Origin of the sequence: Streptomyces sp. GB4-14 (assembly GCF_022696125.1) — a bacterium.
Lineage (GTDB): Bacteria > Actinomycetota > Actinomycetes > Streptomycetales > Streptomycetaceae > Streptomyces > Streptomyces werraensis.
This window is the reverse complement of record NZ_RZHO01000002.1, coordinates 1,851,043-1,870,732: the sequence shown is the minus strand read 5'-3', so window position 1 is coordinate 1,870,732 and position 19,690 is coordinate 1,851,043. Positions and strand designations below refer to the sequence as shown.

At 71.1% G+C, this 19,690-nt stretch carries 17 protein-coding genes and 1 tRNA gene; 16 read left to right on the top strand and 2 right to left on the bottom strand.

Annotated elements, in window-relative coordinates; all coding sequences use genetic code 11:
* Positions 1–35: 35 nt before the first annotated feature.
* Together ELQ39_RS09495 and ELQ39_RS09490 are read right to left on the bottom strand one after the other, a co-directional pair.
* Positions 36–341 carry a hypothetical protein gene (locus ELQ39_RS09495; RefSeq protein ID WP_242591636.1) on the bottom strand — a complete coding sequence of 102 codons (306 nt, stop codon included), beginning with the start codon at positions 339–341 and terminating at the stop codon, positions 36–38.
* Between the two features lie 361 nt (positions 342–702).
* Positions 703–777 (bottom strand) — tRNA-Arg (locus ELQ39_RS09490).
* Between the two features lie 135 nt (positions 778–912).
* Between ELQ39_RS09490 and ELQ39_RS09485 the strand changes: the two genes are divergently transcribed.
* From ELQ39_RS09485 to ELQ39_RS09410, 16 genes are all read left to right on the top strand, one after another.
* Positions 913–1,395 carry a response regulator gene (locus ELQ39_RS09485; protein ID WP_225640695.1) on the top strand — a complete coding sequence of 161 codons (483 nt, stop codon included), beginning with the start codon at positions 913–915 and terminating at the stop codon, positions 1,393–1,395.
* Positions 1,396–1,490: 95 nt separating this feature from the next.
* Positions 1,491–2,543, top strand: a complete 1,053-nt coding sequence (nrtL, locus tag ELQ39_RS09480) for an ArgS-related anticodon-binding protein NrtL (protein ID WP_242591635.1) — start codon at positions 1,491–1,493, stop codon at positions 2,541–2,543.
* A 17-nt stretch (positions 2,544–2,560) separates the two neighbouring features.
* On the top strand, positions 2,561–3,952 hold the full coding sequence (gene lysA / locus ELQ39_RS09475) for a diaminopimelate decarboxylase (RefSeq protein WP_242591634.1): 1,392 nt from the start codon (positions 2,561–2,563) through the stop codon (positions 3,950–3,952).
* Between the two features lie 170 nt (positions 3,953–4,122).
* Positions 4,123–5,415, top strand: a complete 1,293-nt coding sequence (locus ELQ39_RS09470; protein WP_190002609.1) for a homoserine dehydrogenase — start codon at positions 4,123–4,125, stop codon at positions 5,413–5,415.
* Between the two features lie 6 nt (positions 5,416–5,421).
* Positions 5,422–6,480, top strand: a complete 1,059-nt coding sequence (thrC, locus tag ELQ39_RS09465; protein ID WP_190002610.1) for a threonine synthase — start codon at positions 5,422–5,424, stop codon at positions 6,478–6,480.
* 405 nt (positions 6,481–6,885) lie between these two features.
* Positions 6,886–7,803 (top strand): homoserine kinase, encoded by a 918-nt coding sequence (gene thrB, locus ELQ39_RS09460; protein ID WP_242591633.1) that lies wholly within the window; start codon positions 6,886–6,888, stop codon positions 7,801–7,803.
* A 418-nt stretch (positions 7,804–8,221) separates the two neighbouring features.
* Positions 8,222–10,279 carry a transcription termination factor Rho gene (rho, locus tag ELQ39_RS09455; RefSeq protein WP_242591632.1) on the top strand — a complete coding sequence of 686 codons (2,058 nt, stop codon included), beginning with the start codon at positions 8,222–8,224 and terminating at the stop codon, positions 10,277–10,279.
* Positions 10,280–10,447: 168 nt separating this feature from the next.
* Positions 10,448–12,223: a trypsin-like serine protease gene (locus tag ELQ39_RS09450; protein WP_242591631.1), complete on the top strand. Its 1,776-nt coding sequence runs from the start codon at positions 10,448–10,450 to the stop codon at positions 12,221–12,223.
* Between the two features lie 169 nt (positions 12,224–12,392).
* Positions 12,393–12,614, top strand: a complete 222-nt coding sequence (gene rpmE / locus ELQ39_RS09445) for a 50S ribosomal protein L31 (protein WP_006130146.1) — start codon at positions 12,393–12,395, stop codon at positions 12,612–12,614.
* 109 nt (positions 12,615–12,723) lie between these two features.
* A complete protein-coding gene (gene prfA, locus ELQ39_RS09440; RefSeq protein ID WP_242591630.1) occupies positions 12,724–13,791 on the top strand; it encodes a peptide chain release factor 1 in 1,068 nt (355 codons plus the stop codon).
* 26 nt (positions 13,792–13,817) lie between these two features.
* Positions 13,818–14,663, top strand: a complete 846-nt coding sequence (gene prmC / locus ELQ39_RS09435; RefSeq protein ID WP_190002614.1) for a peptide chain release factor N(5)-glutamine methyltransferase — start codon at positions 13,818–13,820, stop codon at positions 14,661–14,663.
* A 56-nt stretch (positions 14,664–14,719) separates the two neighbouring features.
* Positions 14,720–15,367 carry an L-threonylcarbamoyladenylate synthase gene (locus ELQ39_RS09430; RefSeq protein ID WP_190002615.1) on the top strand — a complete coding sequence of 216 codons (648 nt, stop codon included), beginning with the start codon at positions 14,720–14,722 and terminating at the stop codon, positions 15,365–15,367.
* The gene (locus ELQ39_RS09425; RefSeq protein WP_190002616.1) at positions 15,364–16,041 is read left to right on the top strand and encodes an arsenate reductase/protein-tyrosine-phosphatase family protein; all 678 of its coding nucleotides are present in this window, start codon (positions 15,364–15,366) and stop codon (positions 16,039–16,041) included. The genes ELQ39_RS09430 and ELQ39_RS09425 overlap by 4 nt, the downstream gene beginning before the upstream one ends.
* 100 nt (positions 16,042–16,141) lie before the next feature.
* A complete protein-coding gene (glyA, locus tag ELQ39_RS09420; protein WP_190002617.1) occupies positions 16,142–17,380 on the top strand; it encodes a serine hydroxymethyltransferase in 1,239 nt (412 codons plus the stop codon).
* 124 nt (positions 17,381–17,504) lie between these two features.
* Positions 17,505–18,860 carry an MraY family glycosyltransferase gene (locus ELQ39_RS09415; protein WP_242591629.1) on the top strand — a complete coding sequence of 452 codons (1,356 nt, stop codon included), beginning with the start codon at positions 17,505–17,507 and terminating at the stop codon, positions 18,858–18,860.
* Positions 18,861–19,169: 309 nt separating this feature from the next.
* The gene (locus ELQ39_RS09410; RefSeq protein WP_190002619.1) at positions 19,170–19,607 is read left to right on the top strand and encodes a hypothetical protein; all 438 of its coding nucleotides are present in this window, start codon (positions 19,170–19,172) and stop codon (positions 19,605–19,607) included.
* Positions 19,608–19,690: the final 83 nt, after the last annotated feature.

The window sequence follows — 19,690 nt, the reverse complement described above, 5'->3', positions numbered from 1 at the left end:
CTTTTCGGAGATCGGCACTAACGAGCAAGCAGGCATCAGCGTCGACGGCGTCCTAGCGTGGGAAGCCCTCCAGACAACGTGCGAATGCTCTCGCTTGCCTCCAGAGCCGGTGTTGAGTCGACGGGCTCCTTGCGCCAACCGCGTGCCGCGAATTCTGCCGCTTCCTGGCGCTTCTTTTCGGCCTCGCGCTCTCTGCTCTCGAAAACCTGTTCGCGCAGGAGGATCCGTGCTTCCTCTGGATCATCGAGTCCAGTTAGTTCGCGCAGCGCACCGCGTGTGGCATTGACCAGTGCCATCAGCGACTCGGGATCTCTGGGCATTTCAAACTTCTGGGACTTCACACCCTCCACGCGATCGAACGAGAGGCGCGGTTCACCTGACTCGTCGGTCCAAAGCCACACACGTACATGCGGCCATCGATAGTCCTTCTCCCCCCGAAGCATGCAGGCATCATGCTCTGTCGAGGTCGCGATCGCTAGACCTCGGCAGTGAACGTAGCGGTCATGCGGGGACTGTTCGCCTTTCCGGCCACACAATGGTCGGAGGGGCTGGGCTCACCTGCGGCGATGCTCCAAGACCCCGTCCACGCCTCGTCCACAGACCCCGACATACGGCCGCTCCGGGCGGCACATGCCTGCACATACGCGAAGACCCCGGCCTCAGCGTTTCCGCTGGTGACGGGGTCTTTGGGCACCTAATCCGTGGTGCCCCCGGCAGGATTCGAACCTGCGCACACGGCTCCGGAGGCCGTTGCTCTATCCCCTGAGCTACGGGGGCGTGTCGGTCGCGGTGATCGCGGCGACGGGTAGAACACTACCAGTTCTCGGGGGGTGGTCATGAACCACTTTCCCTGTCCGGTGACGTCCGTCCCGGTCGGCTCCCCGCGCGGCCCGTACCCCGGTCGGGGTGGAAGTGGGCAAACGCCGGACGCGGTGGCCGGGCTCGACCTACTCTCGAGTCGTGCCGAGCACTTCGGGCCGGGTTCTTGTGGTCGACGACAACAAGGTCATCCGGCAGTTGATCAGGGTCAACCTCGAGCTGGAGGGCATCGAGGTGGTGACCGCGGCCGATGGTGCCGAGTGTCTGGAAGTCGTGCATCAGGTGCGGCCCGACCTCATCACCCTGGATGTCGTCATGCCCCGGCTCAACGGGCTCAGAACCGCCGCGCGCCTGCGGTCCGACCCCCGCACCGCCGGCACCCCCCTCGTCATCGTCAGCGCCTGCACCCAGCACGAGGTCGAGAGCGGGCTCGACGTCGGTGTCGACGCCTTCCTCGCCAAGCCCTTCGATCCGCAGGAGCTCGTGCGGGTCGTGCAGTCGCTGATCGACTCCTCGACCGGGCGGGTGCGGGGGAGCGGGGACGCCGAGGCCGCCGCCGGGCACGCCGGCGGCTGACGCCACACCCCACGGCCTGTCCACGCCCGTCCACATCCCGGGACAGCGGCCAACCTGTTCGCCTGCCCACCCCCCTCCTCGCCTACGCTTGTCCCGTGACCCCCGTCGAGCTCTCCCGCACCGTGCTGCACGCGGTGCGTCGTGCCGTCGACGAGGGAGAACTCGCCGTGGCCGTGCTGCCCGAACGGGTCGTCGTCGCTCCCCCCGGGCCCGGAGGCTGCGGCGACTACGCCACCAACGTCGCCCTCCAGCTCGCCCGCCCGGCCGGACAGCCCGCCCCCGCCGTCGCCGAGCTGCTGCGCACCCGACTTCTCCGTACCCACGGGATCAGCGACGTCGTCGTCACCGGGCCCGGGTTCCTCAACATCTCCCTCGCCGGTGATGCCGACGGCCGTCTCGTCCGTGACATCCTCCGCGCCGGCCCCCGGTACGGGCACAGCGACACCCTCGCCGGGCAGGCACCACAGCTCCACGCCGCCCCCGAGGTCCGCGCCCTGGTCCTCATGGATTCCGTCGCCCGGGTCCTGCGGTCCCAGGGGGCCCGCCCCCAGCTGCACTGCGCCCGCCCGCCCCAGGACGCCTGGGTGCGCACCCTCGGCGTCCCCGGCGACCTCACCGTGGGCACCGTCACGGACGACCCCCTCCGCCCCGTCCCCGCCCCCGCCGACCCCACCCCCCTCGGCCGCGACGCCGCCCGCTGGGCCCTGCTCCACGCCGCCCCGCACGACCGCCCCCACATCGGCGACAGCCGGAGCGAGCAGCACCTCGCCCAACGGGAGACCAACCCCCTCTTCCGCGTCCGGTACGCCCACGCCCGCACCCGCGCCCTCCTCCGCAACGCCGCCGACCTCGGCTTCACCCCCGAGCCTGGCCCCGTCACCCCGCACGCGGAGGCTCTCCTCCACCTCCTCGCCGACCACCCCCGCGTCCTGGCCGCCACCGCCGCCCACCGCGCCCCCGACCGGCTCGCCCGGCACCTCGTCGCCGTCGCCGACGCGCTCGCGCCCCTGCTGCCCTCCGTCCTGCCCCTCGGCGACGAGAAACCCTCGGCCGCCCACCGTGCCCGGCTCGCCCTCGCCGAAGCCGCCGGGACGGTGCTGGCCGGCGGCCTCACCCTGCTCGGCATCGACGCACCCGAACATCTCTAGGAAGCCCAAGACCTGCCATGAGCCGTTCCGCACACCCCGCCGGGCCCCGTCACGCCGACGTCCTCCCCGAGGGGCACTACCTCGCGCCTCCCGCCGACCCCAATGCCCTCGACCCCAAGGTGTGGTCCCGGACCGTCACCCGTGACGAGCACGGCGTGCTCACCGTCGGCGGGATCGACGTCAAGCGGCTCGCCGAGGAGTACGGCACCCCCGCCTACGTCCTCGACGAGGACGACTTCCGCTCCCGGGCCCGCGCCTGGCGCACCGCCTTCGGCGAGAACGCCGACGTGTTCTACGCCGGCAAGGCGTTCCTGTCCCGCGCCGTCGTGCGCTGGCTGAACGAGGAGGGGCTGAACCTCGACGTCTGCTCCGGCGGCGAGCTGGCCACCGCGCTGTCCGCCGGGATGCCCGCCGAGCGCATCGCCTTCCACGGCAACAACAAGTCCGTCGCCGAGATCCGCCGCGCCGTCGAGGCCGGCGTCGGGCGCATCGTGCTCGACTCCTTCCAGGAGATCGTCCGCGTCGCCCACATCGCCCGGGAGCTCGGCACCCGGCAGCGCGTGCAGATCCGCGTCACCGTCGGCGTCGAGGCCCACACCCACGAGTTCATCGCCACCGCGCACGAGGACCAGAAGTTCGGCATCCCGCTGGCCGGCGGGCAGGCCGCGGAGGCCGTGCGGCGCGCGCTGCAGCTCGACAGCCTCGAGGTCATCGGGATCCACTCGCACATCGGCTCGCAGATCTTCGACATGTCCGGGTTCGAGGTCGCCGCGCACCGCGTGGTCGGGCTGCTGAAGGACATCCGTGACGAGCACGGCGTCGAGCTGCCCGAGATCGACCTCGGCGGCGGTCTCGGCATCGCGTACACCAGCGACGACGACCCCCGCGAGCCGCACGAGATCGCCAAGGCGCTCACCGAGATCGTCACCCGTGAGTGTGAGGCCGCGAAGCTGCGCACGCCCCGCATCTCCGTCGAGCCGGGCCGCGCCATCGTCGGGCCGACCGCGTTCACGCTCTACGAGGTCGGCACCGTCAAGCCGCTCGACGGGCTGCGCACGTACGTGTCCGTCGACGGCGGCATGTCGGACAACATCCGCACCGCCCTCTACGACGCCGAGTACAGCGTCTCCCTCGTCTCCCGCTCCTCCGACGCCGCACCCATGCTCACCCGGGTCGTCGGCAAGCACTGCGAGAGTGGTGACATCGTGGTGAAGGACGCGTTCCTGCCGGGCGACCTGGCACCGGGTGACCTGATCGCCGTGCCGGCGACCGGGGCGTACTGCCGGTCCATGGCCAGCAACTACAACCACGTGCTGCGGCCGCCGGTGGTGGCCGTCAAGGACGGTCAGGCGCGCGTCATCGTCCGGCGTGAGACGGAGGAGGACCTGCTCCGGCTCGACGTCGGCTGAGAGGCCCCCGAAGAAGGGCTCCGGACAGGGTGTCCGCGCCGACGGAAGATCTTTCGTCGGCGCGGTCATGGAAATGAAATAGACGTCTCACGATCCGGACTTTGCACAGAAAGTCCCGTTCGGTGAGTGAGACTGGTGCAACCGAGACGGTAATCAGGAAACGAGGTCGGATGATGCGTACGCGTCCGCTGAAGGTGGCGCTGCTGGGCTGTGGAGTGGTCGGCTCAGAGGTGGCGCGCATCATGACGACGCACGCCGACGACCTCGCCGCCCGCATCGGCGCCCCGGTCGAGCTCGCCGGCGTGGCCGTACGGCGGCCGGACAAGGTACGTGAGGGCATCGACCCGGCGCTGATCACCACCGACGCGACCGCCCTGGTCAAACGGGGCGACCTCGACATCGTCGTGGAGGTCATCGGCGGCATCGAGCCCGCCCGGACCCTCATCACCACCGCCTTCGAGCACGGCGCCTCCGTCGTCTCCGCCAACAAGGCCCTCCTCGCCCAGGACGGCGCCGCGCTGCACGCCGCCGCCGAGGAGCACGGCAAGGACCTCTACTACGAGGCCGCCGTGGCCGGCGCCATCCCGCTGATCCGCCCGCTGCGGGAGTCTCTCGCCGGCGACAAGGTCAACCGGGTGCTCGGCATCGTCAACGGCACCACCAACTTCATCCTCGACAAGATGGACAGCACGGGGGCGGGGTATCAGGAGGCCCTCGACGAGGCGACCGCCCTGGGATACGCCGAGGCCGACCCGACCGCCGACGTCGAGGGCTTCGACGCCGCCGCCAAGGCCGCCATCCTCGCCGGGATCGCCTTCCACACCCGGGTGCGCCTCGACGACGTCTACCGCGAGGGCATGACCGAGGTGACGGCCGCGGACTTCGCCTCCGCCAGGGAGATGGGCTGCACCATCAAGCTGCTCGCCATCTGCGAGCGGGCCGAGGACGGCGCGTCGGTCACCGCGCGCGTGCATCCGGCGATGATCCCGCTCAGCCACCCGCTGGCCTCCGTGCGCGGCGCCTACAACGCCGTGTTCGTCGAGTCCGACGCCTCCGGGCAGCTGATGTTCTACGGCCCCGGCGCGGGCGGCTCCCCGACCGCCTCCGCCGTCCTCGGCGACCTGGTCGCGGTCGGCCGCAACCGGCTCGGCGGCACCACGGGACCCGGCGAGTCCGCGTACGCGGCACTGCCCGTCTCACCGATGGGCGAGGTCGTCACGCGCTACCACATTAGCCTGGACGTGGCCGACAAACCGGGTGTCCTCGCCCAGGTCGCCACCGTGTTCGCGGAGCACGGTGTCTCGATCGACACGGTCCGCCAGCAAGGCAAGGACGGGGAGGCGTCGCTCGTCGTCGTCACCCACCGCGCGTCCGACGCGGCCCTCGGCGGGACCGTGGAGGCGTTGCGAAAGCTCGACACCGTGCGTGGTGTCGCCAGCATCATGCGGGTTGAAGGAGAGTAACCAGCAATGACCCACCAGTGGCGCGGAATCATCGAGGAGTACCGGGACCGGCTTCCGGTGTCGGACACCACGCCGGTCGTGACGCTCCGTGAGGGCGGTACGCCGCTCGTGCCCGCGCAGGTGCTCTCCGAGCGCACCGGCTGCGAGGTCCACCTCAAGGTCGAGGGCGCGAACCCGACCGGGTCCTTCAAGGACCGCGGTATGACGATGGCCATCTCGCGGGCCAAGGAGGAGGGCGCGAAGGCGGTCATCTGCGCCTCCACGGGCAACACCTCCGCCTCCGCCGCCGCGTACGGCGTGCGCGCCGGGATGGTCTCCGCCGTGCTGGTGCCGCAGGGCAAGATCGCGCTGGGCAAGATGGGCCAGGCCCTGGTGCACGGCGCGAAGATCCTCCAGGTCGACGGAAACTTCGACGACTGCCTCACGCTGGCCCGCTCGCTGAGCGACAACTACCCGGTGGCGCTGGTCAATTCGGTCAATCCGGTGCGCATCGAGGGCCAGAAGACGGCCGCCTTCGAGATCGTGGACATGCTGGGCGACGCCCCCGACATCCACGTCCTGCCGGTGGGCAACGCGGGCAACATCACCGCGTACTGGAAGGGCTACAAGGAGTACGCGGCCGACGGCGTCAGCTCCCGGACCCCGCGCATGTGGGGCTTCCAGGCCTCCGGCAGCGCCCCGATCGTGCGCGGCGAGGTCGTCAAGGACCCCTCGACGATCGCCACCGCGATCCGTATCGGCAACCCCGCCTCGTGGCAGCTCGCGCTGGCCGCGCGGGACGAGTCGGGCGGCCGGATCGACGAGGTGACGGACCGTGAGATCCTGCGCGCCTACCGGCTGCTGGCATCCCAGGAGGGCGTCTTCGTCGAGCCGGCGTCCGCCGCGTCGGTCGCCGGTCTGCTGAAGGCGGCCGAGCAGGGCAGGGTCGACCCGGGGCAGAAGATCGTCTGCACGGTCACCGGCAACGGTCTGAAGGACCCCGACTGGGCCGTCGCCGGCGCCCCGCAGCCGGTCACCGTCCCGGTCGACGCCGCGACCGCCGCCCAGCGCCTCGGTCTCGTCTGACCCGCGGCGACGGACGCCACCCGGCCCGCCGGGCCACGCGCTTCCGCCGACGCGGAGCCGCGACAGCCTCGCGTTTCCGCCGACGCGGAGCCGCGAAACCGGCGTAAGGGCGCGCCTGCCCGGGGACGCTACCTACGGGGGGTGCACAGGGGGCTCGCGACACGCATCGTGCGCCTCCTGTGCGCCCTATGTCGCAGGTGAACCTTCCTTCGATAGGCTGTAGGGAACCCGCCCGCCGCATATGCCGCGGCAGTGCGTCGTCCCCAGGGTCCCGCCAGTGACCCGGGACGGCCCGGAAGCGGCCGGCCAGCCCGGTCGGCGGCGGCCCCAGGGTTTTCGTACGCCATCGAATGTCCATCGAACGTCATTCGACAGTCCACGCAGCTCAAGGAGAATTTGCGAGCGATGGCCGGTCCCGCGTTCCGCGCCGCCGCCGTCCGGGTGCGCGTCCCCGCCACCAGCGCCAACCTCGGCCCGGGCTTCGACGCCCTCGGCCTCGCGCTGGGCCTCTACGACGACGTCGTCGTCCGGGTGGCCGACTCCGGGCTGCACATCGACATCGCGGGTGAGGGCAGCGAGACCCTCCCGCGGGACGAGAGCCACCTTCTCGTACGCTCCCTGCGCACCGCTTTCGACCTGCTCGGCGGGCAGCCGCGCGGTCTGGAGATCGTCTGCGCCAACCGGATCCCGCACGGCCGGGGCCTCGGCTCCTCCTCGGCCGCCATCTGCGCCGGCATCGTCGCCGCCCGCGCCGTGACCATAGGCGCCGAGGGCAAGCTCGACGGCACCGCGCTGCTCGAACTGGCCACCGAGATCGAGGGCCACCCCGACAACGTCGCGGCCTGTCTGCTCGGCGGTTTCACCCTGTCCTGGATGGAGGGCGGCGCCGCCCGGGCGATCAGGATGGAGCCCGCCGATTCCATCGTTCCGGTGGTTTTCGTGCCCGCGAAGCCGGTCCTCACCGAGACCGCGCGCGGACTGCTCCCGCGCACCGTGCCGCACGTCGACGCCGCCGCCAACGCGGGCCGTGCCGCCCTGCTCGTCGAGGCCCTCACCCGGCGCCCCGAGCTGCTGCTGCCCGCCACCGAGGACCGCCTGCACCAGGAGTACCGCGCCCCGGCGATGCCGGAGAGCGCCGCACTGGTGGAGCGGCTGCGCGGGGACGGCATCCCCGCGGTCATCTCCGGCGCCGGACCGACGGTCATGGCGCTGGCCGACGCGGGCACGGCCGACAAGGTCGAAGCGCTCGCCGGCGCCGACTGGGCCGCCAACCGGCTGAGCCTGGACGTCCAGGGAGCGAGCGTCCTTCCGCTCGCGACCTGACACGGTTGCCGGATTTCGAGAGGGGGAATGTTTGTTGGATCCGGTAGTGTTAATCTCAAGTCTGCACCCGACCCCACCATGGCGAGGTGCCTCGTGTCCCCGTCCGGGACAGACATTCTTCCGGGAGCCCCCCAAGCCGCACTGTGTTCACTGCTACGTACGCGGGCAGTACGTCGTACGCGGACACTGAACGGCCCGCAGGTGGGGGCACCCCCTCTGGGGGAGCTTCGGAATCGGTGCGACCACGCCACGTGACACCGGGTGCCACGGCTCGAGGTAGCGCCATCACCAGATATCTCTTCCGCCGCGCAGGCGGACAACCGCCCCGGCACGGTCCACACATCAGGGAACGATGCCGGACAGCACAACCGGTCGCCGAGCCAGACAGGCCGACGTCCGCTCCAGGGAAGGACCCTTCGTGAGCGACACCACCGATCTGATGGGCGCACGTGTCGAGGAGACCGCTGCCGCGCCCGCCACGGACGCTTCCGCGCCTGCTTCCGGTGCCGGCTCCCGGCGGCGCCGCGGTACCGGCCTCGAGGGCATGGTGCTGGCCGAGCTGCAGCAGGTCGCATCCGGCCTCGGCATCAGGGGCACGGCGCGCATGCGCAAGAGCCAGCTGATCGAGGTCATCAAGGAGGCGCAGGCCGCCGGCGGAGGCACCCCTTCCGGGGACGCCCCGGCCAAGGCCGAGGCCGCCGAGACCAAGCCCAAGCGCCGCGCGACCTCCCGCACGCGCACGGGTGACACGGCCGAGAAGGCCGAGAAGAAGACCGAGGCGAAGGACGCGCAGGCGCCCGCCGACAAGGCCGCGGCCCAGCAGCAGATCGAGATCCCGGGTCAGCCTTCGCCGAAGGCCTCCGCCGCCGAGCAGGCCGCGGAGGGCGCCCCCGAGCGCCGCCGCCGTCGCGCCACCGCCGACGCGGGCGCCCCGGCCGCCGCGACCGAGACGATCACGGCCGAGGCGAAGACCGAGACCACGTCCGACGCCCCGGCGCAGCAGCAGTCCCAGCAGGGCGAGGGCAAGTCCGACCACGACGGCGGCGAGGGCCGCCGCCGCGACCGCCGTGAGCGTGGCCGTGACCGTGACCGTGACCGCGGGGACCGTGGCGATCGCGGTGACCGCGGTGACCGCGGGGAGCGCCGCGGCAAGGGCGACGACCAGCAGCAGAGCCAGGGCGGCGGCCGTCAGCAGAACCAGCAGGGCGGCGGGGGCCGTCAGGACGACGGGTACGACGACGACGGAGGCGGCCGCCGTGGCCGTCGCGGCCGCTACCGCGACCGCCGTGGCCGCCGTGGCCGCGACGACGTGCAGGAGCCGCAGATCGCCGAGGACGACGTCCTGATCCCGGTCGCGGGCATTCTGGACATCCTCGACAACTACGCCTTCATCCGGACCTCCGGCTACCTGCCCGGTCCGAACGACGTGTACGTCTCCCTGGCCCAGGTCCGCAAGAACGGCCTGCGCAAGGGCGACCACATCACCGGCGCGGTGCGCCAGCCCAAGGAAGGCGAGCGGCGCGAGAAGTTCAACGCGCTGGTCCGCCTGGACTCCGTCAACGGCATGGCGCCCGAACACGGCCGCGGCCGCCCGGAGTTCAACAAGCTGACCCCGCTGTACCCGCAGGACCGGCTCCGTCTGGAGACCGACCCGGGCGTGCTGACCACGCGGATCATCGACCTCGTGTCGCCGATCGGCAAGGGCCAGCGCGGTCTGATCGTGGCCCCGCCGAAGACCGGCAAGACCATGATCATGCAGGCGATCGCCAACGCGATCACGCACAACAACCCCGAGTGCCACCTGATGGTCGTCCTCGTCGACGAGCGTCCGGAAGAGGTCACCGACATGCAGCGGTCGGTGAAGGGCGAGGTCATCTCCTCGACCTTCGACCGTCCGGCCGAGGACCACACGACGGTCGCGGAGCTGGCCATCGAGCGTGCCAAGCGCCTGGTGGAGCTGGGGCACGACGTCGTCGTGCTGCTCGACTCGATCACGCGTCTGGGCCGTGCGTACAACCTCGCCGCCCCGGCCTCCGGCCGCATCCTGTCCGGTGGTGTCGACTCGACTGCCCTGTACCCGCCGAAGCGCTTCTTCGGTGCGGCCCGCAACATCGAGGACGGCGGCTCGCTGACCATCCTCGCCACCGCCCTGGTGGACACCGGGTCCCGCATGGACGAGGTGATCTTCGAGGAGTTCAAGGGCACCGGCAACATGGAGCTCAAGCTCGACCGGAAGCTCGCCGACAAGCGCATCTTCCCCGCGGTGGACGTCGACGCGTCCGGTACGCGTAAGGAAGAGATCCTGCTCGGCAACGAGGAGCTGGCGGTCGTCTGGAAGCTGCGCCGGGTGCTGCACGCGCTGGACCAGCAGCAGGCGATCGAGCTGCTCCTCGACAAGATGAAGCAGACCAAGTCGAACGTCGAGTTCCTCATGCAGATCCAGAAGACGACGCCGACGCCGGGCAACGGCGACTGACGTCACCCCCTTCTCGGGCCCCCGCGCGGGCACGCGAACGGCCGTCCCTTCACGGGACGGCCGTTTTTCGTACACAACTGTCGTCGGACAGGTGTACGATCACGCTGCTTCGAGCTGTCCCTGAACAGGGTTCGACGCTCGAACTCCACATCCCGAGGGGGGAATTGCATGGCTACACCCATGTCCGGCCCCGGCCGTCGCAGACGCCGGTTCGCCGTGGCCGCGGCCGGTGCCGCCGTGGCCGTCGGAGCGGCGCTGCTGTCGGCGCCGGCGGCCCAGGCCGCGCCCGGGCTGCCCCGGCCGAACGTCACTCCGGCGACGGAGTCACCGTCACAGTCCGAGCTGATCAGCCGCGTCGTGAACGCGATGGCGGCGGACGAGGCCGCCCGGGCCGAGGACAAGGCGCCGCTCAGCACGAGCGGCAAGGCCGGCTCCGGCATCGACCCGAAGATCATCGGTGGCACCACCACCACGATCTCAGCGGCGCCCTGGATGGCGCAGCTGCACTACTACGACCCGGTCACCGACGAGGGCTTCTTCTGCGGCGGCACCGTCGTCGCGCCGACGAAGATCCTCACCGCCGCGCACTGCGTCAAGGGCTACAACTGGTACCTGAACGGCGCCGTCGTCACGGGCGCCACCCAGCTGCCCTCCGCGGACGGCGACCTGCACGGCGGCACCGCCACCGGTGTCTGGCGGCAGTGGCACAACCCGGCGTACAACGAGGCCGCCATCGACAACGACATCGCGGTGCTCACGCTGCCGGTGCCGGTGAAGGCCACGCCGCTGCGCATGACGACCGCGGGCGACACAGCGTCGTACAAGGCCGGGACCAACGCCCGGGTCTACGGCTGGGGGCGCACCACCTCCACCACCAACGAGATCTCCGAGTACCTGAAGACGGCGACGCTGCCCATCCAGTCCGACGCCACGTGCGCCGGCGCCTGGGGCAGCGACTACGTCCGCGGTCACATGGTCTGCGCGGGCGCGCCGGCCACCGGCAGCGACGCCGGCACCACCACCGCCTGCAACGGCGACTCCGGTGGTCCGCTGGTGGTCAACAACCGGATCGTGGGCGTCGTCTCCTGGGGCGTCGAGGACTGCGTGGCCAAGGGCGCCTACGGCGTCTTCACCAAGGTGACGAGCTACGTCGGCGCCACCTACCCGCGCATCGACGACACCGACATCAACGGCGACCACCGCGCCGACCTGTGGGCCCGCAAGAAGTCCACGGGTGTCGGCTACTCCCGCAACTCGCTGGGCTCGCGGTTCGCCGCCCAGGAGGCGTGGGGCGACTGGAGGGGCGTCAACACCGTCCTCCAGACCGACCTCGACCGTGACGGCTACCAGGACCTCGTCTACCGCACCACCGACGGGAGCGCGTACTGGGCGCACTACGTGATCTCCAGCGACAGCTGGGCCACCAAGCGGCTCAGCACCGGCTGGAAGTCCGTCCGCCAGATCGTCACCCCCGGTGACGTGACCGGCGACTACCTGCCCGACCTGCTGCTGGTGGACTCGGCGGGCGTGCTGTGGACGTACCCGGGCAAGGGCAACGGCACCTTCTCGGCCCGTGTGAAGACGGGCACGGGCTGGGCCGGGTTCGACGTCATGCGCGGCCACGGCGACTTCACCGGTGACGGCCGCACGGACATCGTGGCCCGCGTCCGCACCACCGGCGACCTGTACCTGTACAAGGGCACCGGCAAGGCCGGCTCCGGCTCCTTCACGGGCCGGACCAAGCTGGCCACGTGGAAGAGCACCACGTACAACGCCCTCGTCACGGTCGGGGACGTCAGCGGCGACGGGAAGGCGGACCTGCTGGCCCGCACCCCGAGCGGCACGATGTACCTGTACCGGGGCACCGGCCGAGCCGCCGCGCCGTTCTTCTCGGCACGGCTGTCCATGGGCACGGGTTACCAGCAGTACGACGTGCTGGGCTGAGCCCGCCGCACGTCCGCAGGACCGCGGGGTGGCCCCGGGAACATCTCCCGGGGCCACCCCCGTTTTGGGAGACGGCCCCAGTCCTGGCAGACTGGTACGTCGGCCCCGGTTCACGCTCCCGCATCCCGCGGGCGGCGACCCGGCGCCCTCCCGAAACCTAGGAGACACCTTGAAGCGCGACATCCACCCCGAGTACGTCGAGACGCAGGTCAGCTGCACCTGCGGCGCGTCGTTCACCACTCGCTCCACGATCTCCAGCGGCAACATCCGCGCCGAGGTCTGCTCCGAGTGCCACCCGTTCTACACGGGCAAGCAGAAGATCCTCGACACCGGTGGCCGTGTGGCCCGCTTCGAGGCCCGCTTCGGCAAGGCTGCCGGCTCCAAGAAGTAGCGAGCACCGATTCGCCGGTCCACGGCCGCGTCCCCGCCCGGGGGCAGGCCGGGACCGGCGTTTTTGGTCGCCCGCCCCTTCACCCCCGCACCAGCAGCAGGAGCCCACCATGTTCGAGGCCGTCGAGGAACTCGTCGCCGAGCACGCCGACCTGGAGAAGAAGCTCGCCGACCCGTCGGTCCACGCCGACCAGGCCAACGCGCGCAAGCTGAACAAGCGCTACGCCGAACTCACCCCGATCGTCACCACGTACCGCTCCTGGAAGCAGACCGGCGACGACATCGAGACCGCGCGCGAACTGGCCGTCGACGACCCGGACTTCGCCGCCGAGGTCAAGGACCTCGAGCAGCAGCGCGAGGAGCTCACCGAGAAGCTGAGGCTGCTGCTGGTCCCGCGCGACCCCAGCGACGACAAGGACGTCATCCTCGAGATCAAGGCGGGCGCCGGCGGCGACGAGTCCGCCCTGTTCGCCGGCGACCTGCTGCGCATGTACCTGCGCTACGCCGAGCGCGTCGGCTGGAAGACCGAGATCATCGACGCCACCGAGTCCGAGCTGGGCGGCTACAAGGACGTCCAGGTCGCGGTGAAGTCCCGCGGGCAGACCCAGCCCGGCCAGGGCGTGTGGGCCCGGCTGAAGTACGAGGGCGGCGTGCACCGCGTGCAGCGTGTGCCGGCCACCGAGTCGCAGGGCCGCATCCACACCTCCGCCGCGGGCGTCCTGGTGACCCCGGAGGCCGAGGAGGTCGACGTGGAGATCAACCCGAACGACCTGCGCATCGACGTCTACCGCTCCTCGGGACCCGGCGGGCAGTCGGTGAACACCACCGACTCCGCCGTGCGCATCACGCACCTGCCGACCGGCGTCGTCGCCTCCTGCCAGAACGAGAAGAGCCAGCTCCAGAACAAGGAGCAGGCCCTGCGTATCCTGCGCTCCAGGCTGCTCGCCATGGCCCAGGAGGAGGCGGAGCGCGAGGCCGCCGACGCCCGCCGCAGCCAGGTCCGCACCGTCGACCGCTCCGAGAAGATCCGGACGTACAACTACCCGGAGAACCGCATCTCCGACCACCGCGTCGGCTTCAAGGCGTACAACCTGGACCAGGTCCTGGACGGCGACCTCGACGCGGTGATCCAGGCCTGCGTCGACGCGGACTCGGCCGCCAAGCTCGCCGCCGCGTAACTTACGTAGACAGCCCGGAGGACCACGTGAACCTGCTGCTCGCCGAGGTGGCCCAGGCCACCCAGCGGCTCGCCGACGCGGGCGTGCCCTCGCCGCGCACCGACGCGGAGGAGCTCGCCGCGTTCGTGCACGGCGTCAAGCGCGGCGAGCTGCACACGGTGAAGGACGCCGACTTCGACGCCCGGTACTGGGAGGTCATCGCCCGCCGCGAGGCCCGCGAGCCGCTCCAGCACATCACCGGACGGGCGTACTTCCGCTACCTGGAGCTCCAGGTGGGCCCCGGGGTGTTCGTGCCCCGCCCGGAGACCGAGTCGGTGGTCGGCTGGGCCATAGACGCCGTGCGCGCCATGGACGTGGTCGAGCCGTGCATCGTCGACCTGTGCACCGGCTCCGGCGCGATCGCCCTCGCCCTGGCGCAGGAGGTCCCCCGGTCCCGCGTGTACGCCGTGGAGCTGTCCGAGGACGCCCTCAGGTGGACCCGCAAGAACATGGAGGGGTCCAGGGTCGAACTGCGCCAGGGCGACGCCCTGACGGCCTTCCCGGACCTCGACGGCCAGGTCGACCTGGTGGTCTCCAACCCGCCGTACATCCCGCTCACCGAGTGGGAGTACGTCGCCCCCGAGGCCCGCGACTACGACCCCGAGCTGGCCCTGTTCTCCGGCGAGGACGGCCTCGACCTGATCCGCGGCCTGGAGCGCACCGCGCACCGGCTGCTGCGCCCCGGCGGCGTGGTCGTCGTCGAGCACGCCGACACCCAGGGCGGGCAGGTGCCGTGGATCTTCGCCGAGGACCGCGGCTGGACCGACGCGGCCGACCACCCCGACCTGAACAACCGGCCCCGGTTCGCCACCGCACGCAAGGCGCTGCCGTGACCGGCACGGCGCATACTTCTTCCCCCCAGCAGCACGTGTACGAGGAGGCCCGCCACATGGCTCGGCGATACGACACCAATGACGCGACCGACCGCGCGACCGGTCTGCGCGAGGCCGCGTCCGCCGTGCGCAGGGGCGAACTCGTGGTGCTGCCGACGGACACCGTGTACGGCATCGGCGCCGACGCCTTCACCTCGGACGCCGTCGCCGACCTGCTCCAGGCCAAGGGCCGCGGGCGCAACATGCCCACGCCCGTCCTCATCGGCTCCCCGAACACCCTGCACGGCCTGGTCACGGACTTCTCCGAGATGGCCTGGGAGCTGGTCGACGCCTTCTGGCCGGGCGCGCTGACCCTGGTCGCCCGCCACCAGCCGTCACTCCAGTGGGACCTCGGCGACACTCGCGGCACGGTCGCGGTGCGCATGCCGCTGCACCCGGTCGCCATCGAGCTGCTCACCGAGGTCGGCCCGATGGCCGTGTCCTCCGCCAACCTCACCGGCCATCCGGCGCCGGAGGACTGCGACGCCGCCCAGGAGATGCTCGGCGACTCCGTCTCCGTGTACCTGGACGGCGGTCCCACCCCGGGCAACGTGCCGTCCTCCATCGTCGACGTGACCCGCCCGGTGCCCGTGCTGCTGCGCGAGGGCGCGCTCTCGCCCGAAGAGCTGCGCAAGGTGGTACCCGATCTCGAGGTGGCGAATTGACGGCCCCTGAGGCGGGGCGTGGCATAGGCAACGAGGAATCCGACGCGGAGGTGACGACCACCTTCGGGTTTCCGCGCGACACCTTCCGCATCCTCCACGTCAGCACCGGAAACGTGTGCCGCTCGCCCATCACCGAGCGGCTGACCCGGCATTTCGTGCACCAGCGCCTGGGCGTCCTCGGCGGCGGGCTGATCGTCGAGAGCGCCGGCACCTGGGGCCACGAGGGCGCTCCGATGGAGGCCCACGCGGAGACCGTGCTGGCGGAGTACGGCGCGGACGCCTCCGGCTTCACCGGCCGGGAGCTGCTCGACGAACACGTCATCCGCGCCGACCTCGTGCTGACCGCGACCCGCGACCACCGTGCCCAGGTCATCTCCATGGGCCACTCGGCGGGACTGCGCACCTTCACGCTGAAGGAGTTCACCCGCCTGGTGAACGCGATCGACCCGGCCACCCTGCCGCCCCTGGAGGACGGCCTGGTCATGCGCGCCCGCGCCCTGGTCCGCGCGGCCGCCGCGCTGCGCGGCTGGCTGCTGGCGCCCACGGCCGAGGCCGACGAGGTGCACGACCCGTACGGCGCCCCGCTGACCTTCTTCCGGTCCATCGGCGACGAGATACACCAGGCGCTGGACCCCGTGGTCACGGCGCTGACCGGAGTGCCCGCGCGGACCTGAGCGCCGGCGGCGCCCGCCAGGCGGATGCAAGAACTCGGGCGCGGCGGGACGGGCGGGCCTACATTGGTCGTACGTCAGTGCCGACGTCCGGGAGTCCACCATGACGGTCACCCCTGAGCTCGAGGCCGATGTCCTGCGCCGGCAGGACCCCGAGCTCGCCGAGGTGCTGCTCGGGGAGCGCGAGCGGCAGGCGACCACGCTCCAGCTGATCGCCGCCGAGAACTTCATGTCGCCCGCGGTGCTGGCGGCCCTGGGCTCGCCGCTGGCCAACAAGTACGCCGAGGGCTACCCGGGCAGCCGGCACCACGGCGGCTGCGAGATCGTCGACGTGGCCGAACGGCTCGCCGTGGACCGGGCCAAGGCCCTGTTCGGCGCCGAACACGCCAACGTCCAGGCGCACTCCGGCTCCTCCGCGGTGCTCGCCGCCTACGCCGCCCTGCTGCGCCCCGGCGACACCGTCCTCGCCCTCGGCCTGCCCTACGGCGGCCACCTCACCCACGGCTCGCCGGTCAACTTCTCCGGCCGCTGGTTCGACTTCGTCGGCTACGGGGTGGACGCGGAGAGCGGACTGGTCGACCACGAGCAGGTCCGCACCCTGGCCCGCGCCCACCGCCCCAAGGCGATCGTGTGCGGCTCCATCTCCTACCCGCGCCACATCGACTACGCCTTCTTCCGCGAGGTCGCCGACGAGGTGGGCGCCTACCTGATCGCGGACGCGGCGCACCCCATGGGCCTGATCGCCGGGGGAGCGGCGCCCAGCCCGGTGCCGTACGCGGACATCGTCTGCGCGACCACGCACAAGGTGCTGCGGGGGCCGCGCGGCGGAATGCTGCTGTGCGGCACGGAGCTGGCCGAGCGACTGGACCGGGCGGTGTTCCCCTTCACCCAGGGCGGGGCACAGATGCACACCATCGCCGCCAAGGCGGTCGCCTTCGGGGAGGCGGCCACGCCTGCCTTCGCCGCGTACGCCCACCAGGTGGTGACCAACGCGCGGGCGCTGGCCGCCGCGCTCGCCGCCGAGGGGCTGACCGTCACCACCGGGGGCACCGACACCCACCTGATCACCGCCGACCCGGCCCCGCTCGGCGTCGACGGGCGCACCGCACGCGGCCTGCTGGCGGCGGCGGGCATGGTCCTGGACTGCTGTGCGCTGCCGCACGACGACGACCGGGGACTGCGGCTGGGCACCGCGGCCGTGACCACACAGGGCATGGGGACCCGGGAGATGACGCTGGTCGCCGGGATGCTGGCGAGCGTGCTGCGCGGCGGCACGGACGCCGCACGGGCCCGGAAGGACGTCCGCGACCTGGCGGCGGCCTTCCCTCCGTACCCCCGCTGAGCCGTCCGTGCCGCTTCGCGGGCCCGTCCGTGCAACCATCGTCACCACCCGGCAGTCCTCACTCGTATCCGTCCCTCGCTAGGGTGTGGGGCTGTGAAGGCCAGCGAGATCTGTGGGGAAGCCCGTGCGTGAATACCTGCTGACGCTCTGCATCACGGCCGCGGTGACGTACCTCCTGACGGGACCGGTGCGGAAGTTCGCGATCGTGGCGGGGGCGATGCCGGAGATCCGGGCACGTGACGTGCACCGGGAGCCCACTCCGCGGCTCGGCGGGATCGCGATGTTCTTCGGCCTGTGCGCGGGTCTGCTGGTCGCCGACCACCTGACCAACCTCAGCACGCTCTTCGAGAAGTCCAACGAGCCCCGGGCGCTGCTCTCCGGGGCCGCGCTGATCTGGCTGATCGGCGTCCTGGACGACAAGTTCGAGATCGACGCGCTGATCAAACTGGGCGGGCAGATGATCGCCGCCGGCGTGATGGTCATGCAGGGTCTGACGATCCTGTGGCTGCCGATCCCCGGTGTCGGCTCGGTCGCGCTCACCCAGTGGCAGGGCACGCTCCTCACCGTCGCCCTGGTGGTCATCACGATCAACGCGGTCAACTTCGTCGACGGCCTGGACGGACTCGCGGCCGGCATGGTGTGCATCGCGGCGGCGGCGTTCTTCCTGTACGCCTACCGCATCTGGTACTCGTACGGCATCGAGGCGGCCGCCCCGGCGACGCTGTTCGCGGCGATCCTCATGGGCATGTGCCTGGGCTTCCTGCCGCACAACATGCACCCCGCGCGGATCTTCATGGGCGACTCCGGCTCGATGCTCATCGGGCTGGTGCTGGCAGCCGGCGCGATCTCCGTCACCGGGCAGGTGGACCCGGACGCGCTGAAGCTGTTCGCCGGTTCGGAGAAGGAGGCCGTGCACCAGACGGTGCCGGTCTACATCCCGCTGCTGCTGCCGCTGACCATCATCGCGGTGCCGGCCGCCGACCTGATCCTGGCGATCGTGCGGCGCACCTGGCGCGGTCAGTCGCCGTTCGCCGCGGACCGGGGGCATCTGCACCACCGGCTGCTGGAGATCGGGCACTCGCACAGCAGGGCGGTGCTGATCATGTACTTCTGGTCGGCGCTGATCGCCTTCGGCGCGCTGACGTACTCGGTGAACTCGGCGTCGATGTGGATCGTGCTGAGCGTGGTGATCCTCTCGACGATCGGGCTGGTGCTGCTTCTGCTGCCGCGTTTCACCCCGCGCGCCCCGCGCTGGGCGGAGGCGTTCGTGCCGCCGCGCTACCGGCGGGGGAGGGCGTCGGAGGCCGATGTCCCGGAAGCCGCCGGGACCGCCGCGGAGGCGGGCGCACAGGGCGTGGAGGGGCCGCGGGAGGCCGACGCGGGGGACCGTACGCCGGTGGCGGCCGGTGTCTCCGGCGTCAACGGCGCGAGCGCCGTGGGACCCCGCGCACGCCTGGCCGACCGCTCACGGCCAAGGTAAGAATTCGCCTAGAGCATTGCCAAGCCGTGGGGGACCTATGGGGCGGAGTTGGGTGCAGCAACCGCCCCAATATCAGACATAAGGGTTCGGTACGCGCTCAGACGCGCAGGTTCACCCTCATGTGTGACACCGCGCACACCGTTCAGGTAAAGACTGCATCAAATAGTTTGTGATACCGTTCACGAGTCCCCGGAAAGAGCCGACGAGCAGCCTTCTGACGGCTCACCGGTGCGGTGAATTCGCACCCGGCCCGGGGGTTTACGCTCGTCCATGACGACACCCTGCCCCCTGAATTGCGGAGTTGCCGCCATGCCGTCCAATGACGCCCGGATCCTGGCCCAGGCCGCCGTGCCCACGGCTGCCGTCGGAGCCGTTGCCGCGCTCGTCAGTGGCCTGACGGTCGGCGGCAAGGGGGCGGTCGGCGCGGTCGTCGCCACCGTCGTGGTCGTCCTCTTCATGGGTATCGGCCTCTACGTCCTGCAGCGCACCGCCAAATCGCTTCCTCACCTGTTCCAGGCGATGGGGCTGATGCTCTACGCGGCGCAGATCCTGCTGCTGTTCGTCTTCCTGGCCGTGTTCAAGAACACGACTCTGTTCCATCCCAAGGCCTTCGCGATCACGCTCGTCGCCGGCACCCTCGCCTGGATCGCGGCGCAGACGCGGGCCCACATGAAGTCCAAGATCCTCTACGTCGAACCCGAGTCGACGACGGACGCGAAGTCCGAGAAATCGGGGCACTCGTCGTGACGGGTAGGGCCGGGATAAAGAGGCATGCACAACCCTGCTATCGTCCGGTGCCAACTGCGGCATCGCGGGCGCGGGCATCCCAG